General features: G+C 35.7%; 18 protein-coding genes. 15 read left to right on the forward strand and 3 right to left on the reverse strand.

The window, feature by feature from the left end; translation table 11 throughout:
• Positions 1-315 (forward strand): 3-oxoacyl-[acyl-carrier-protein] synthase III C-terminal domain-containing protein (locus VNJ50_RS09535; protein WP_325581273.1); only part of this gene is annotated, 315 nt, incomplete at its 5' end.
• Positions 316-935: 620 nt separating this feature from the next.
• Here VNJ50_RS09535 and VNJ50_RS09540 read toward each other — a convergent pair.
• Positions 936-3,398, reverse strand: coding sequence for an outer membrane beta-barrel family protein (locus tag VNJ50_RS09540; protein WP_325581275.1), 2,463 nt, complete (start codon positions 3,396-3,398; stop codon positions 936-938).
• A 122-nt stretch (positions 3,399-3,520) separates the two neighbouring features.
• Between VNJ50_RS09540 and VNJ50_RS09545 the strand changes: the two genes are divergently transcribed.
• Positions 3,521-3,889 (forward strand): CoA-binding protein, encoded by a 369-nt coding sequence (locus VNJ50_RS09545; RefSeq protein ID WP_325581277.1) that lies wholly within the window; start codon positions 3,521-3,523, stop codon positions 3,887-3,889.
• Here VNJ50_RS09545 and VNJ50_RS09550 read toward each other — a convergent pair.
• A complete protein-coding gene (locus tag VNJ50_RS09550; RefSeq protein ID WP_325581279.1) occupies positions 3,851-5,302 on the reverse strand; it encodes a sodium:solute symporter in 1,452 nt (483 codons plus the stop codon). The genes VNJ50_RS09545 and VNJ50_RS09550 overlap by 39 nt on opposite strands.
• A gap of 123 nt (positions 5,303-5,425) precedes the next feature.
• Between VNJ50_RS09550 and recR the strand changes: the two genes are divergently transcribed.
• From recR to rimO, 13 genes are all read left to right on the forward strand, one after another.
• Positions 5,426-6,043 (forward strand): recombination mediator RecR, encoded by a 618-nt coding sequence (gene recR, locus VNJ50_RS09555; protein WP_325581281.1) that lies wholly within the window; start codon positions 5,426-5,428, stop codon positions 6,041-6,043.
• Positions 6,044-6,049: 6 nt separating this feature from the next.
• Positions 6,050-7,141 (forward strand): glycosyltransferase family 2 protein, encoded by a 1,092-nt coding sequence (locus VNJ50_RS09560; protein WP_325581283.1) that lies wholly within the window; start codon positions 6,050-6,052, stop codon positions 7,139-7,141.
• A 119-nt stretch (positions 7,142-7,260) separates the two neighbouring features.
• Positions 7,261-8,613 carry a dihydrolipoamide acetyltransferase family protein gene (locus tag VNJ50_RS09565; RefSeq protein ID WP_325581285.1) on the forward strand — a complete coding sequence of 451 codons (1,353 nt, stop codon included), beginning with the start codon at positions 7,261-7,263 and terminating at the stop codon, positions 8,611-8,613.
• Positions 8,614-8,759: 146 nt separating this feature from the next.
• Positions 8,760-9,536, forward strand: a complete 777-nt coding sequence (locus tag VNJ50_RS09570; RefSeq protein ID WP_325581287.1) for a 3'-5' exonuclease — start codon at positions 8,760-8,762, stop codon at positions 9,534-9,536.
• 181 nt (positions 9,537-9,717) lie between these two features.
• Positions 9,718-10,329, forward strand: a complete 612-nt coding sequence (locus VNJ50_RS09575; protein WP_325581289.1) for a fumarylacetoacetate hydrolase family protein — start codon at positions 9,718-9,720, stop codon at positions 10,327-10,329.
• Positions 10,330-10,671, forward strand: coding sequence for an Hpt domain-containing protein (locus VNJ50_RS09580; RefSeq protein ID WP_325581291.1), 342 nt, complete (start codon positions 10,330-10,332; stop codon positions 10,669-10,671).
• Positions 10,671-11,927, forward strand: a complete 1,257-nt coding sequence (locus tag VNJ50_RS09585; RefSeq protein ID WP_325581293.1) for a CinA family nicotinamide mononucleotide deamidase-related protein — start codon at positions 10,671-10,673, stop codon at positions 11,925-11,927. The genes VNJ50_RS09580 and VNJ50_RS09585 overlap by 1 nt, the downstream gene beginning before the upstream one ends.
• Before the next feature lie 69 nt (positions 11,928-11,996).
• The gene (rpmB, locus tag VNJ50_RS09590; protein ID WP_053977453.1) at positions 11,997-12,233 is read left to right on the forward strand and encodes a 50S ribosomal protein L28; all 237 of its coding nucleotides are present in this window, start codon (positions 11,997-11,999) and stop codon (positions 12,231-12,233) included.
• A 26-nt stretch (positions 12,234-12,259) separates the two neighbouring features.
• Positions 12,260-12,442 carry a 50S ribosomal protein L33 gene (rpmG, locus tag VNJ50_RS09595; protein ID WP_007648529.1) on the forward strand — a complete coding sequence of 61 codons (183 nt, stop codon included), beginning with the start codon at positions 12,260-12,262 and terminating at the stop codon, positions 12,440-12,442.
• A gap of 7 nt (positions 12,443-12,449) precedes the next feature.
• On the forward strand, positions 12,450-12,602 hold the full coding sequence (locus tag VNJ50_RS09600) for a DUF4295 family protein (protein WP_325581296.1): 153 nt from the start codon (positions 12,450-12,452) through the stop codon (positions 12,600-12,602).
• A 160-nt stretch (positions 12,603-12,762) separates the two neighbouring features.
• Entirely contained in the window at positions 12,763-13,716 is a 954-nt protein-coding gene (gene ftsY / locus VNJ50_RS09605; protein ID WP_325581298.1) for a signal recognition particle-docking protein FtsY, read from the forward strand.
• Positions 13,717-13,868: 152 nt separating this feature from the next.
• The gene (locus tag VNJ50_RS09610) at positions 13,869-14,495 is read left to right on the forward strand and encodes a DUF6624 domain-containing protein (RefSeq protein ID WP_325581300.1); all 627 of its coding nucleotides are present in this window, start codon (positions 13,869-13,871) and stop codon (positions 14,493-14,495) included.
• 144 nt (positions 14,496-14,639) lie between these two features.
• Positions 14,640-15,947: a 30S ribosomal protein S12 methylthiotransferase RimO gene (rimO, locus tag VNJ50_RS09615; protein ID WP_325581302.1), complete on the forward strand. Its 1,308-nt coding sequence runs from the start codon at positions 14,640-14,642 to the stop codon at positions 15,945-15,947.
• A 120-nt stretch (positions 15,948-16,067) separates the two neighbouring features.
• Here rimO and VNJ50_RS09620 read toward each other — a convergent pair.
• The coding region (locus tag VNJ50_RS09620) for a magnesium transporter (RefSeq protein ID WP_325581304.1) at positions 16,068-16,284 on the reverse strand (217 nt) is incomplete at its 5' end.

The raw sequence follows: 16,284 nt of genomic DNA on the forward strand, positions 1-16,284 counted from the left end.
AAACATGCCGTGGTCAGGTTCAGTGAAGTGATTATTGAAGGCTTGGTAAAAAACAATCTGCCAAAAGAAGCCATCGATTTACTGATTCCTCATCAGGCCAATTTGAGGATTTCGCAATTCATTCAGAAAAAATTTGGATTAAGTGATGATCAGGTATTCAACAATATTCAAAAATATGGTAATACAACAGCGGCATCCATTCCTATTGCATTATCTGAAGCTTGGGAAGAAGGAAGGATCAAAGACGGTGATGTAGTGGTATTGGCGGCTTTTGGAAGTGGGTTTACTTGGGGAAGCGTGATTATAAAATGGTAAAAATTCCTGAGAAGGCAGGAATTTCATGATGAAATAAAAGGTGATCAAATTTTAAATTAACCTTGACTTCAGTTTAATTCAAAATTAAAAAACCCGAAACAAATTCTGTTTCGGGTTTTTCTGCTATTAACCTACTTTAACTAACTAATTATTAGAATATAATTATAAAAACTAACCACTATATTAGAAGACGTTAAAAGTTCGGTTTTATTTTGTTGATTTTGGATTTTAACTATTAATTAACAGAAAGTATTTAATTGTGAAGGTGAAATCTTTCAAATTTTGAAATTTCTATCTATATCATAAAAGTTAATGCCTTAAAATTCGGGGATAGATCTCATGGATTTAAAAATGGATTTTCTAAGAAAAAAAAATCCGGAATCGAAACTCCGAATTTAATGTATACCTACTTTGCTAATATCTTTTCTCAAAAAGTAGAAGGCTAATTCAAATCAATTTAAAAATCAGACAATAGTTTATTAGGTGGGATAAAAAAAGCACTTATATTGGATCGCTCCAAATATTTGCCAGTGTTTAGTAAATCTTTAACAAGCAAATAGTTTAAGGCAAAAGTTGTTTTTGTCCAGCCTTTAAGTAGATCCTATAAATAAAAAATAGTGCTACATAATTCCGCCGCCAGCACCACCCTGGATTTCATTGCTATCTCTGGTTTTACGTTGTAAAGCGCGATATTTTCCGCCTCCAAAACGATAGGATAATCCAATATTCCAAGTATTGCTTTCCCAGTTAAACTGTCCAACTTGTTGGTATGGACTACTGCCTTTAAATCCGGCCTTCATCGTATTAAAAACATCATTATAATTAAAACTAAAAGTCGCGGCATCATTCATTAAAGAATATCTTAACCCGGTATTTACAAAGTACATGGCATCACTTTTAAATTGCAAGCCTTCTTGTTCTGATCGGTACATCCCAAAAGCCGAAAGCGTTAATTTTTTGGTAACTTTAAAGTTGTTGCTCATTCTAAGGCTATAAGCAATATTATCTACTTTTATTTCCGAAAGCGAAATGTCATCCAATGATGGAGTTTGCCCTGGAGGTGTGTTTAAAATTTCTGAAATTCCTTTTTGTGTTTGTGCGAAAAGGTCAAAGCTGGCGTTAAAACTCCACCATTGTGTTGGTTTGTATGAGCTTGATAATTCAATGCCATACGCAGAGGTATTGTCAAAATTGTCAAAAGTAAGGATGGCTTTATTTAGGTCCAAGCGGTCAACAAATACTGCACGATTGATTTCATCTTCTATCATTCGGTAAAAAACGCCTCCTGTAATTGAACCTTTTTCCAGTTTTCGTGTATAATTAAGTTCAATCGAATTGGTAAATTGAGGTTGTAATTCGGCATTACCAAATGATGACGTTAGCGGACTGCTCCATTCTCTAATAGGATTTACTTGTCTTAATCCTGGCCTGTCCACGCGTCGGCTTAAACTGGCTTGGTAAGAGTTTTTGTCTGATGGTGTATAGGTTAAAAATGCCGAAGGATAAACTTGGAAATAATCGTTTTTAAAGGGATTGTTTTCACGAGAGTTTTCTGTATAACTAATGGCATCGGCATCTTCCTTGACCGTTTCGGCACGGGCACCAACCTGATAGCTCCATTTATCAAAAGATTTTCCGTAGGTAATATATGCCGAATAAATATCTCTGGTATAATTAAAATCTGTACTTGGTGTATTGATAATAGTACCAGTGACATCAAAAGATTTTCCGGTAGAATCATAATCAAGATCAGTGTTGAACAAACGTGCTTCAAGACCAACTTCCAATTTTGAATTATCGCTCAACGGATTGACATAATCTAAATTTATGGTGGTTTGTTTTCTATCTGTATCCACATAATCAGAGTAATTAGGAGGAAATGACATGTTTATGTATTCAAAATTTGAGGTTTCGTCAGAACCATAGGTGTTGTAATCCACTTCTAAATCTAGTTTTTCGCCTTCTTTTGTGAAATTATGTTTCCATGCAAAATTATATTGCGAGGATAAATTATCGGCAAAAACATTAAAATACTGACCTTGCATAGCTGTGTTTGGCGCAAGGATGCTTATGAGGGCATTAGCTTTGCCGTCATAAGTGTTTTGATTTGTAAATACAGAAATGGTATTCTTGTCATTCGCATAAAAATCCACTCCAAATTTATACAAGTGCGATTTGTTTATATTTAGGATATCAAATTCTTGTCGTGAGTTATTGTCAAGTCGGTCAATGGTTCCATAGTTTGCACCTTTGCCAATATTGTTGCCATAATTTCCGTAAAAATTAAACTTTCCGTTTCTGTAGTTCAAATCGATTGAACTGTTAAATTTTGCATTGATATCGTTGGTCAATCCTAAGTTGATATTTCCGTTAAAACCGATATTGGTGTTTTTATGAAGAATAATGTTGATAATACCACTCATACCTTCAGGATTATGTCTGGCCGAAGGATTGGTAATCAGTTCAATTTGCTTGATGGAAGATGATGGGATCTGTTTTAAAAGTTGGTCCACCGGAACGTTCGACAGTTTTCCGTCAACCATAACACGTACGTTTTCATTGCCGCGCAAGCTCAAATTTCCGGTTTGCTGATCAATACTAACCGAAGGAATATTGTTCATAATATCCGATGCCGTAGCACCAGAAGTGACCAAGTCTTTTCCAACGGTTACAACTTTTCGATCAACTTTTTGTTGAATGCTCGAAACTTCGGCAACCACAGTAACCTCATCCAAAGAGGCAATGTCTTCTTCCAGAAGAATTTTACCAAAATTCACATCATAACTGTCTTTCCCGATTTTGAAAGGTTGCGTAATGGTTTTGTATCCTATGTATTGGATCAATGCAGAAAATTGACCTTCAGGAAGTTTTGTGATTTTAAAACTGCCGTCATCTTGTGTGATGGAGCCGTTGATGGTTTCATTTTTGTTGTTTTTTATCACAACGGTTACGTAAGGAAGTGGTTGGTTGAGCTGGGCGTCAATAACGGTTCCAGAAACGCTGCCTTCTTTTGGGAGGTGTGATGCGGGTTGTGCAAATGCGGTAGAGCACATTAAAATGCACAAAAAAAATAATGATTTCATTAGTGATTAGTTTTCTTTGATTTGATTGATGAATTTTGTTTTGACTGATATACAACAGACGATTACTTTTGTATATTGTTACAGTTATTACTGGATTTTTTAAAATAATAAATCTTTAAACTATGCAAAAGAATAAGAAAACATTGGTATTTGGAGCGTCGTTAAATCCAAGTCGTTATTCTAATATGGCCATGCACAAACTGGTGACAAACGGTCATGAAGTCGTTGCTTTTGGATTAAAAGAAGGTGAGGTTGAAGGCGTTAAAATTGATACAGAATTGAAATCCTATAAAGATGTCGATACCATAACCATGTACATGAACCCCACACGACAAAAGCCATTTTATGATTATCTCATAGCATTGCATCCCAAACGGATAATTTTTAATCCTGGAACGGAAAATCCAGAGTTTTTTAAACTTTTAGAGGGAGCAGAAATTGAATTTGAAACCTCATGCACTTTGGTATTGCTTGGTACGAATCAATATTAAACCTAAAAATGTCAATCCGCCATTAAGGATAAGGACAAAAAGCTCAAATTCAAATCCGAACCATTTTGAACTATTAACACTGATGATATAGGTTAAAATTGGAGATAAAATAGCAATTATAGGCACCCATCTGTCTTTTATTTGCCATTTGGTAAATAGTCCAAAAGCATAAAGTCCTAATAGCGGACCATAAGTATATCCAGTAAATAGGAGGAGTTTGGCAATTACACTTTCATCTTTAATGACATATTTAAAGCCGATGACCACCAAAATAGAGACAATTGAAACCAAGATGTGTATGCGTTTTCGGACGGCAATCTGCTTATTGATATCGTATTTTTTTTGAATTCCTAAAATATCAATGCTAAAAGAAGTTGTTAGTGATGTTAACGTGCTATCAGCACTGCTGTAAGCTGCGGCAATTAGTCCGATAAGGAAAAACACAAAAACCCCAACACCAAGATATTCTTTTGCCAATATAGGGAAGAGTTCATCTTTATGGGCATCGATACCGTTTTGTTGTGCGTAGACGGTCAAAAGTAAGCCTAAACTCAAAAACACAAAATTTACAATAGTTAATATGATTGTAAACCAAAACATATTTTTTTGAGCATCTTTCAGGTTTTTGCATGCTAAGTTTTTTTGCATCATATCTTGATCCAGTCCGGTCATTGCAATAGCTATAAAAGCACCTGATATGAATTGTTTCCAGAAATAATTACTGGATTTAAAGTCATCGAAAAAGAACATTTTGGACAAATCGCTTTCCAAGACATAGCCTAAAATGTTGCCGCCACTAATTCCTAAATCCTCGCTAACGGTATAAATGGCAACACCCATTGCAATAAGCATGAATAGGGTTTGTAGAGTATCTGTCCATAAAATAGTTTTGATTCCGGATCTAAAAGTATAAAGCCAAATCAAAACAACAGTAAGCGTTACGGTTTGCCAAAAACTAATTCCCAAGTCATCAAATAGGATAACTTGCAAAACATTAGCCACAAGAAATAATCTGAAACTTGAGCTGACCAATCTTGAAATCAGGAAAAATGAAGCTCCGGTTTTATAAGATGCATTTCCAAAACGCTCTTCCAGATAGGTGTAAATTGAAGTAAGATTCAATCGATAATAAAGCGGAAGAAGTACAGTGCCAATTACTAAATAGCCCACCATATACCCAAACACCACTTGCATATAGCTAAATTGTGAAGCCTCAATCCAGCCTGGAACCGAAATAAACGTCACTCCCGATAATGAGGCGCCGATCATCCCAAAAGCTACAATATACCAAGGCGCTTCTTTGTTTGCTGTAAAAAATGTGTTGTTATCAGCACTTTTTCCCGTTAGAAAGGATATCAAAACAAGGATTGCAAAATATGACAGGATGAGTAGGAGGATGGTTGTAGAATTCATAAAGGGGAAATATGGCGTAAATTTCACGTTTAAATATCCATTTTCCAAATTTAGAGTTTAAACAAAAAATAAGAATTTGCTAAAGGCTAAAAAAACAACTACTAAAATTGTAAATTCGCAGCCATGGAATTTTCTTCAAAACTACTCGAAAAAGCTGTCAATGAAATGTCGCAACTCCCAGGTATTGGGAAACGAACGGCATTGCGGTTGGTGCTTCATTTATTGCGTCAGCCAAAAGAGCAAACAACATTGTTGACATCGGCTTTACAACAGATGCGGCAGGACATTAAGTTTTGCAAAAGTTGTCATAATATCAGTGACACCGAACTGTGTGAAATATGTTCTAATCCAAGACGATTGGATGAAATAATCTGCGTCGTCGAAGATGTCAGAGATGTGATGGCCATTGAAAATACGAGTTCCTACAAAGGGTTGTACCATGTTTTGGGCGGAAAAATTTCTCCTATGGATGGCATTGGTCCAAATAATCTGAATATCGGCTCGTTGGTAGAAAAAGTAAAAGAAGGCCGCGTCAAGGAATTGATCTTTGCATTAAGTCCGACTATGGAAGGCGATACGACCAATTTTTATATTTTCAAACAAATCCAGGATTTTGATATTATTACGTCAACCATTGCGCGAGGTATTTCGGTAGGAAATGAGTTAGAATATACTGATGAGGTCACCCTTGGAAGAAGTATTTTAAATAGAATTCCTTTTGAATCTTCATTAAAATCTTAGTTTGTTTTGAAGCTATCGGTTGTGATCTTAAGTTATAATGTGCGTTACTTTTTGGAGTTGTGCATCAAAAGTGTTCAAGCGGCAATTACCGATTTGGATGCTGAAATTATAGTGGTAGACAATTATTCTTCAGACGATAGCTGTGAAATGGTGAGGCGGCTTTTTCCAACGGTTCGTTTAATTGAAAACAGCGAGAATCTTGGATTTTCAAAAGGTAATAATATTGGTGTAGCACAAGCAAAAGGCAAATATATTTGCATCTTAAATCCGGATACTGTAGTTGCTGAAGATACCTTTAAAATGATTTTGGCTCATGCCGAAACTAATTCTAAAATAGGACTTTTGGGCTGTCAACTTCTTGATGGTCGCGGTCAGTTTTTGCCAGAAAGTAAACGCAATATCCCCACACCCATGGTGTCCTTAAAAAAAATATTAGGATTTCCTAATGCTTATTATGCCAGTAAGTTGTCGGCAAATGATATTGGTAATGTGGAGGTTCTTGTTGGAGCTTTTATGTTTTTGAGAAAGGCTGTTTACGATGAGGTTAATGGTTTTGACGAAGACTATTTTATGTATGGCGAAGATATCGATTTGTCTTATAAAGTCTTAAAAGCAGGATATAAAAATGTGTATTTTGGAAAAACAAGTGTTCTCCATTATAAAGGTGAAAGCACTTTAAAAGACGGAAATTACGCGAAACATTTTTACGGAGCAATGCAAATTTTTTATCACAAGCACTTTAAAACCAATCTTGTTTTTGATGTTTTTGTTCGGTTTGGAATCTTGTTTTCACGTTTGTTTATGAAAAAATATAAACCAATTGACAGTGTTGTTACTGAGCGCGTTTTAGTGACAGCTCATTCAAACTTCAATATAAAACTTCCTTTTCACATAAAAATAAGTCAAGATATTGTTGGTTTAATAGGAGATAAGCAGGTTGTTTTTGATGGAAATACACTTGGGTATAATGAGATTATTCAGAATATGATATCTTTAGGTAATAACAAGGGTTTGACCTTTAGGATTTTACCCAAAGATAGTTTTTTTATAATTGGAAGCGATAGTTCACAACAGCACGGTGAAGTAATTTTATTATAAAAACAGCAATGTGCTTATACCTTGTGAATTCTCAAATTATAAATGATAATGTAATGAAGTATGGCAATTTTAATTAATTTTGCAAGAGTAAATAGAAATTATAGTATTAGAATAATAATATGGCAAAATTTGAACTGAAGCTCCCAAAGATGGGAGAAAGCGTGGCAGAAGCAACGATCACGTCTTGGTTGAAAAACGTTGGTGATACTATTGAAGCTGATGAAGCAGTTTTGGAAATTGCAACCGATAAGGTGGATAGTGAGGTACCAAGTGAAGTAGATGGTGTTTTGACCGAGATTCTTTTTAATGTGGATGATGTGGTAAAAGTGGGTCAGGTTATTGCGGTTATCGAAACTGATGCAAGTGCTGTTGATGTACCTTCTGTAACTGCGCAACAACCAATTTCTGCACCTGTAGTTGAAACTCCCGAAGTGGCCCATGTGGCACAAACCGTTGAGGCAGCAAAGGCTGTTGTGGCTGCGCCAGTAGTTTCAACAGATGATCGGTTTTATTCTCCATTGGTGAAAAATATTGCCAAACAAGAAGGTATTTCGCAAGTTGAGTTAGACCAAATTTCTGGTACAGGAAAAGATGGTCGTGTCACTAAAAATGACGTTCTGGAATATCTTGAAAATAGAAAAGCGACACCTGCTGTTGCAGATAAAGCTGTACCGGCAGAGTCCGTAAAACAAGAAGCTATTGCCCAAACAGTGACGCCAAAGGTTGCCGAGAAATCAAAACCAGTTGCAGTCACGGCTAGTAATGGCGATGAGATCATTGAAATGACAAGAATGGGTAAATTGATAGCCCAGCATATGGTCGATTCTGTTCAAACATCAGCGCACGTTCAAAGTTTTGTGGAGGCCGATGTGACCAATATTTGGAATTGGCGAAATAAAGTGAAAAATGATTTTGCAAAACGTGAAGGCGAAGCTTTGACCTTTACGCCAATTTTTATGGAAGCCGTTGCAAAAGCACTTCGTGATTTCCCAATGATGAATATTTCGGTTCAAGATGATAAAATCATCAAAAGGAAAAATATCAATTTAGGTATGGCTGCGGCACTTCCTGATGGTAATCTTATTGTGCCAGTTATTAAAGATGCAGACCAGTTAAATCTTTTGGGAATGACTAAGCATGTTAATGATTTGGCTAATAGAGCGCGTTTAGGACAATTAAAACCAGATGATATTCAAGGCGGAACCTATACTGTAACTAACGTTGGTACGTTTGGAAGCATTATGGGGACACCAATAATCAATCAGCCGCAAGTTGGAATTTTGGCACTTGGTGCCATTCGAAAAGTTCCGGCTGTTGTAGAAACTCCACAAGGTGATTTTATCGGAATTCGATACAGAATGTTCTTGTCACATTCATATGATCATCGCGTGGTTAATGGGGCATTGGGCGGTCAATTTGTAAAAGCTGTCAAAGATTACCTAGAATCTTGGGACATGAACCGGGAGATCTAATGGATTTAAGAACCTCACATGTTTTATTTCGATATCGATTGAAACTGTGGGGTTTAAAATTGAAAAACATAAACAAATCATAAATCTAGCCTTATCCTGATTGGGTTTTTATATTTTTGCACTTATCAATTTGCAATATGTATAATATGGCTCTCAATCTTACCAAACCTATTTGTTTTTTTGACCTAGAAACTACAGGTGTTAATATTACCACGGATCGTATTGTGGAAATCGCAATATTAAAAGTGTTTCCTAACGGCAAAGAAGACCGAAAAACTTGGTTGGTAAATCCAGAAATGCCTATTCCTGCAGAAGTAACGGCTATCCATAAAATTTCTGATGCCGATGTGGCAGACAAACCTACCTTTAAAGAACTGGCTAAGGAAATCAACGCCATGCTCAAAGATTCTGACTTGGCAGGATTTAATTCCGACCGATTTGATATTCCCTTACTCGCCGAGGAAATGTTGCGTGCCGGTGTAGATTTTGACATGAAAGGTCGTGTCGCAATTGATGTGCAGACCATATTTCATAAGATGGAACAACGCACATTGGCAGCCGCTTATAGGTTTTATTGCGATAAAAATCTTGAGGATGCACATAGTGCCGCAGCTGATACCGAAGCTACTTATGAAGTTCTAAAAGCTCAAATAGCGAAGTATGACGAATTGGAAAATGATGCCAAGTTTTTGGCCGAATTTAGTTCGCGTAAGAAATTTGCGGATTTTGCCGGTTTTATCACTTACAATAAATATAATGAAGAGTGTTTTTCTTTTGGAAAGCATAAAGGTAAAAGAGTGGAAGATGTGTTGAATGAAGAGCCTGGCTATTTTGGATGGCTGCTTAATGCTGATTTCCCACTTTATACCAAAAAAGTGTTGACGGCTATAAAAGTGAGGAACTTTAATAATAAATTGACTTAAAATTCGTTGTGAATCGTTATTGGGTATGGCCCAATTAAAGTTAATGAGCACTGTCAATCTTTTAGCGTTATTTGTATTGGCACTGCATATTTTTCTGCTTTTACTTTAATAACGTTCACTTTATTTATAAATATCACCCCACAATCATATAAATAATAACAATTAAATTAAATAGTACGAAGTGAAAATCATTTGTATTGGACGCAATTATACAGAGCATATCAAGGAATTGGCGAATGAAAAACCAACAGAACCCGTAATATTTTTAAAACCGGATACAGCACTCTTAGCCACGAAGCAACCTTTTTTTATTCCAGATTTTTCTGATGATGTGCATCATGAAGTTGAGATTTTGGTTAAAATCTCGAAAGTTGGTAAGTATATCGATAAAAAATTCGCACATAAATATTATGATGAAATTGGTCTTGGAATTGATTTTACCGCTCGCGATGTGCAACAACAATTAAAGGAAAAAGGCTTGCCATGGGAAAAAGCCAAATCTTTTGATGGTGCAGCAGTGGTAGGCAAATGGCTTCCAAAATCTGATTTTAAAGCTATGGATGACATAGGTTTTTCATTGGAAAAAAATGGATCTGTTGTTCAACAAGGAAATACCAGTCACATGCTTTGGAAGATCGATGAGCTGATTGAATATGTGTCGAAATATTTTACTTTGAAGATTGGAGATATTATCTTTACAGGGACACCATCGGGGGTTGCTAAAGTAGAAGCGAATGATGAGCTTAGGGGGTTGATTGAAAATACCGAAATGTTTAAATTAACAATCAAGTAAATGGAAGAAAATTATAAACTTTATCGTGTTCGCGAATTGGCCGACGGCGATGAGGATTTCGTAGAAACAATTGCGGCCGCTTTTTTAGAAGAAGTTCCTGAAGATGCAGAGCGGCTTAGAAAAGCGGTGTTGGAAGCTGATTATTTTACTGCTTATCAAGCAGCACACAAAATGAAGCCCACGGTCGATTTGTTTGAGATGGGTATATTGGATGATCTGATAACTGTTCAGGATTGGGGAAAGTTCGAAAAAGTTGATGAAGATATTTCTGGTCCTTTAAAGATTGTGTTGGATGCTGTTGAAAAGGCTTCTGAGGAAATAAAAAGAGATTTCAATCTTTAATGTTAGCTGAGATTATTACTATCGGCGACGAAATCCTGATTGGTCAAATAGTTGATACCAATTCAGCTTTTATTGCCAAACAACTCAATAAAATTGGAGTATCTGTTTTTCAGATTACTTCTATCCAAGATGATCGTGCACATATTCTAAAAGCTCTAAAAGAAGCCGAGCAAAACGCCAATATCATTATTGTTACAGGTGGATTAGGCCCCACAAAAGATGATATTACCAAACAGACCTTTACCGAATATTTTGATGATATTCTGGTTAGAAATGACGCTGTTACAGAAAATATAAAACGGCTTTGGTCTAATTTTGTAGTCAAAACTCCCACACAAATCAATTTAGATCAAGCTTTGGTACCATCAAAAGCACAGGTTTTGATGAATTTGCACGGTAGTGCTCCTGGAATGTGGCTTGAAAAAGAAGGTAAGATATTTATTTCGCTTCCTGGTGTGCCTTTTGAAATGAAAGCATTAATTGATGATGAGGTCATTCCAAAACTTGCCAAACGATTTGAATTTCCTTATATCCAACATGAAACCATATTAACTTATGGTCTTGGTGAAAGTGCACTTGCAGAACGTATTGAAGCTTGGGAAAATCATTTGCCATCATATATAAAACTGGCATATTTACCGAGTTTAGGAAATGTGCGCTTACGTCTTTCTGGCAAATCAATGGATAAACATTTGATTCAAATTGAAATAAAACATCAAATTGAATTGTTGTTGCCACAAATAGAAGATATTTTTATTGGTTTTGAGAGCGCTGAATCTATTGAAGCTGTTATTGGACGGCAATTAATAGATTTGGGCAAAACCGTTGCCACAGCCGAGAGTTGTACCGGTGGTAAAATTGCCGAATCATTCACCGCTATTGCTGGTGCCTCCCAATATTTTAAAGGTAGCGTGGTCAGTTATGCCACACAATCAAAGGTGGATGTTTTAAAGATTGATCAACAGTTGATTAATGAGTTTTCAGTGGTAAGTAGTCAAGTGGCAGAAGCTATGGCCCAATCGGTTTTAAATTTGTTTGATACCGATTATGCATTGGCAACCACTGGAAACGCAGGGCCGACCAAAGGAGATGCCGATGCTGAGGTTGGAACGGTTTTTATTGCATTGGCTACAAAAGACTACGTTTATTCGGAGCGTTTTACGTTTGGAAACTACCGCCATAAAGTGATCAATAGCGCAACAAACAAAGCCTTTGAAATGTTGGAAAAAGAAATTTTAAAAAAGAAACACTATTAGTTTGTTGGTATTGTAAAGTTTTACTAAATTTGCAAACTGTTTTAAATAACATAATTAAAGTTATAAAGAATGTCAAGAGTTTGTGAACTTACTGGTAAAAAAGCGATGGTTGGGAACAACGTATCTCACGCTATGAATAAAACGAAACGTAAATTTGATGCGAATTTGATCAAAAAACGTTTCTATATTCCTGAAGAAGATAAATGGGTGACTTTAAAAGTTTCTACATCTGCGTTGAAAACAATTAATAAAATTGGAATTTCTGCTGCGATCAAAGAGGCGAAGTCTAAAGGATTTTTAAAATAATAGCCACAAGCTAAAAAGTTAAGATAATGGCAAAGAAAGGTAATAGAATACAAGTCATATTAGAGTGTACCGAACATAAAGAATCTGGACAACCAGGAACTTCTCGTTACATCACCACTAAAAATAAAAAGAATACGCCAGACAGAATGGAGATTAAAAAATTTAATCCAATTCTTAAGCGTATGACAGTTCATAAAGAAATAAAATAAGTAAGTCATGGCAAAGAAATCGGTAGCGTCGTTACAAACAGGATCTAAAAGATTAACCAAAGCTATTAAAATGGTTAAATCTCAAAAAACAGGGGCTTACCAGTTCGTTGAAACTGTAACTGCACCTGAATTTGTTGACGACTTTTTAAAGAGTAAATAATATAGTTCACTATATATTTTAAAAACTGCTTTCATTTGAAAGCAGTTTTTTTATATCTATATTTGAGTAGATTATGACAAATTAGCAGTTTGACGCTTAGGGCAAGAAATTTGTTATTACTGATTGATGTCATATCATCCCCTACTAATACTTAAAACGAATGAGTTTTTTTAAAAAAATATTTTCTTCAGAAAAAAAAGAAACCTTAGACAAAGGATTGGAAAAATCCAAAACCTCTTTTTTCACTAAGCTTAACAAAGCCGTTGCGGGAAAATCGAAAGTTGATGACGATGTTCTTGATAATCTTGAAGAAATTTTGGTGTCGAGCGACGTTGGTGTGGATACTACACTAAAAATTATTGATAGAATTGAAGATCGTGTTGCCAAGGATAAATATTTGGGAACTTCAGAACTCAATCAGATTTTGCGTGAAGAAATTGCAGGATTATTATCGGAAGTCGACAGTGGCAATGCTACAGAATTTACAATTCCAGAAGGTAAAAAACCCTATGTAATTATGGTGGTTGGTGTTAATGGCGTTGGAAAAACGACAACTATTGGTAAGTTGGCATCACAGTTCAAAAAGCAAGGATTGAAAGTGGTTCTTGGTGCAGCCGATACCTTTAGAGCTGCGGCAATCGAGCAATTGCAAGTTTGGGCCGATCGTGTTGAGGTGCCAATGGTACATCAAAGTTTTGGAAGCGATCCAGCATCGGTTGCGTTTGATACTTTAAAAAGTGCCGTCAGCCAAAATGCCGATGTGGTTATTATTGATACCGCAGGACGTTTACATAATAAAGTTAACTTGATGAACGAGCTGACTAAAATCAAACGTGTGATGCAAAAAGTAGTTGCTGATGCACCTCACGACGTCCTTTTGGTTTTGGATGGTTCAACTGGACAAAATGCCTTTGAACAAGCAAAACAATTCACTGTTGCTACAGAAGTCACTTCATTAGCCGTTACAAAATTGGATGGCACTGCCAAAGGAGGTGTCGTTATTGGAATTTCCGATCAATTTCAAATTCCTGTAAAATATATTGGCGTCGGAGAAGGCATAGATGATTTGCAAGTTTTCAATAAATTTGAATTTGTAGATTCTTTTTTTAAGTAGCCTCAAAATTCCTGCGAAAGCAGGAATCTCTTTATGATTGTAAAATTCTTCTTAACTGCTGTTCTTCCTATTTCAGCACACATTGTAATATTGTACAATACTCAAAAGACCTTACGAAAACAATACTAATATCAATTTTAATATTTGTCTCATTGGTATCAACCGCACAGACAAAACTAAATGAAGAATTAAAAAATGAATTAAGTAAGATTAATGATGATGACCAAGATTTGAGAAAGATTTATTTTATTCAGAAAGTGTATGATTCAAAATCTGACTCATTAAAAAAAGAATTCAATGTTGATGATGCTGGTTTAAAAAAAATCCTCGAAAATAAGATTAGAGAAAACGATTCACTCAACTTGATAAAAATCGAATCGATAATTAAAGAGCATGGATATCCTGGAAAGTCTTTAGTGGGACAAAACGAAAGTGATGTTGCTTGGGCGGTCATTCAACATGCTTCCCCTCAGATCATGAAAAAATATTTGGCTGTTTTAAAAAAAGCAGTTGACGAGAATGAAATAGAATTTACCAAATACGCATTAACTCTGGATAGAGTTCTCATGTCTGAAAATAAACCACAAATTTATGGTAGTCAAGCAACAAGGGTAAAATTAGTTGGAATTGACGAACCTCAATTAATTATCTGGCCCATTGAAAATCCGAAAACAGTGGACAAATTAAGGAGAAGAGTTGGTTTCTATGAAAGTGTACGAAAATATGCCAAAAATATGGGTATTAAATATAAAGTCTATTTAATAGAAGATATCGAATAAATAATTTTAAAGGATTTTTTTCAACAACAATCTTAACTTCTCCTTTGATTCTGCAAACATCCATGGAAGAAGATCATTTCATTTTAGACTTCAACTTCAATTTCCACTTCATTTGTCTATCTTTGCACACTTAATTTTTTGGATATGAGAACGAAATCACTTAAAAAGAACCGCATCAATGTTGTAACCCTTGGTTGTAGTAAAAATGTTTATGACAGTGAGGTGCTTATGGGTCAACTTAAAGCAAGCGGTAAAGATGTGGTGCATGAAGAAGAAGGTAATATTGTAGTTATTAATACTTGTGGTTTTATCAATAATGCAAAAGAAGAAAGCATCAATACCATCCTCGATTTTATGCAGAAAAAAGAAGATGGCGAAGTTGATAAAGTGTTCGTAACCGGATGTTTGAGCGAACGATATAAACCTGATTTACAAAAAGAAATCCCGAATGTGGATCAATATTTTGGAACTACGGAATTACCGGGATTGTTAAAAGCATTAGGTGCCGATTATAAGCATGAACTTATTGGCGAACGATTGACCACGACTCCAAAAAATTACGCCTATCTTAAAATTGCAGAAGGTTGTGATAGACCATGTAGTTTTTGTGCCATTCCGATTATGCGTGGTAAGCACCGATCCACACCAATTGAAGACATTGTTATAGAAGCTGAAAAACTTGCCGCAAAAGGTGTTAAGGAATTAATTCTGATTGCGCAGGATTTAACTTATTACGGACTCGATTTATACAAAAAAAGGAATTTAGCCGAATTACTCGAAGCACTTGTAAAAGTAGAAGGCGTGGAATGGATCCGTTTGCATTATGCGTTTCCTACAGGTTTCCCGATGGATGTGCTGGATGTCATAAAGCGCGAACCAAAAATCTGTAATTATCTTGATATTCCGTTACAGCATATTTCCGACCATATTCTTAAAAGTATGCGCCGTGGAACGACCAAGGAAAAAACGACAAAATTGCTTTCGGAATTTAGAAAAGCAGTTCCCGAAATGACGATTCGGACCACTTTAATTGTAGGTTATCCAGGAGAAACAGAAGAGGATTTTCAGGAATTGAAACAATGGGTAACTGATATGCGTTTTGAGCGTTTGGGCTGTTTTACTTATAGTCATGAAGAAAATACACATGCTTATAATTTGGAAGATGATGTGCCACAAGAGGTCAAACAAGATCGCGCCAATCAAATTATGGAAATCCAATCACAAATTTCCTGGGAATTGAACCAAGCAAAAATAGGTAAGGAGTTTAAAGTTGTCATTGATAGAAAAGAAGGTCAATATTTTGTGGGCCGCACAGAATTTGACTCTCCAGATGTTGATAATGAAGTGTTGATCGATGCCTCAAAAACATACTTAAAAACAGGTGAGTTCACCACGGTCAAGATTATCGAAGCTGAAGATTTTGATCTTTACGCAGAAGTTGTACCTTCTTAAATAGTATTTTAAGTAAAATTTCAAATTCCATTAGATAAAAAAGACCTAAATGAAGAATATCTACATTTAGGTCTTTTGAGTTTAATTGAAAACATTAGGTTTTATATCTTTCTGTTTGTCTTAGAATTCCAATAAACTGGAAGCAATGGAAAAGTAAATCAAAACACCGCAAATATCACATAAACTGGTTACTAATGGAGCACTTGCCGTAGCAGGATCAGCTTTAAATCTCGTGAATATAAAGGGCAAAATCAACCCGATTAAACTGCCCAACATCACATTTAACACCATCGCAATACAAACAACAAGAATTATTTCCGGTGCTCTAAAGCTTGCC

Source organism: Gelidibacter sp. (genome assembly GCF_035577925.1).
Lineage (GTDB): Bacteria > Bacteroidota > Bacteroidia > Flavobacteriales > Flavobacteriaceae > Gelidibacter.

Bases quoted from the DNA above. Each gene is read 5' to 3' on its own strand.
- VNJ50_RS09570 (WP_325581287.1), top strand. From the start codon at position 8,760: ATGGCTCTCAATCTTACCAAACCTATTTGTTTTTTTGACCTAGAAACT.
- rpmB (WP_053977453.1), top strand. From the start codon at position 11,997: ATGTCAAGAGTTTGTGAACTTACTGGTAAAAAAGCGATGGTTGGGAAC.
- VNJ50_RS09585 (WP_325581293.1), top strand. From the start codon at position 10,671: ATGTTAGCTGAGATTATTACTATCGGCGACGAAATCCTGATTGGTCAA.
- ftsY (WP_325581298.1), top strand. From the start codon at position 12,763: ATGAGTTTTTTTAAAAAAATATTTTCTTCAGAAAAAAAAGAAACCTTA.
- rpmG (WP_007648529.1), top strand. From the start codon at position 12,260: ATGGCAAAGAAAGGTAATAGAATACAAGTCATATTAGAGTGTACCGAA.
- VNJ50_RS09600 (WP_325581296.1), top strand. From the start codon at position 12,450: ATGGCAAAGAAATCGGTAGCGTCGTTACAAACAGGATCTAAAAGATTA.
- VNJ50_RS09580 (WP_325581291.1), top strand. From the start codon at position 10,330: ATGGAAGAAAATTATAAACTTTATCGTGTTCGCGAATTGGCCGACGGC.
- VNJ50_RS09550 (WP_325581279.1), bottom strand. From the start codon at position 5,302: ATGAATTCTACAACCATCCTCCTACTCATCCTGTCATATTTTGCAATC.
- recR (WP_325581281.1), top strand. From the start codon at position 5,426: ATGGAATTTTCTTCAAAACTACTCGAAAAAGCTGTCAATGAAATGTCG.
- VNJ50_RS09565 (WP_325581285.1), top strand. From the start codon at position 7,261: ATGGCAAAATTTGAACTGAAGCTCCCAAAGATGGGAGAAAGCGTGGCA.
- VNJ50_RS09540 (WP_325581275.1), bottom strand. From the start codon at position 3,398: ATGAAATCATTATTTTTTTTGTGCATTTTAATGTGCTCTACCGCATTT.
- VNJ50_RS09545 (WP_325581277.1), top strand. From the start codon at position 3,521: ATGCAAAAGAATAAGAAAACATTGGTATTTGGAGCGTCGTTAAATCCA.
- rimO (WP_325581302.1), top strand. From the start codon at position 14,640: ATGAGAACGAAATCACTTAAAAAGAACCGCATCAATGTTGTAACCCTT.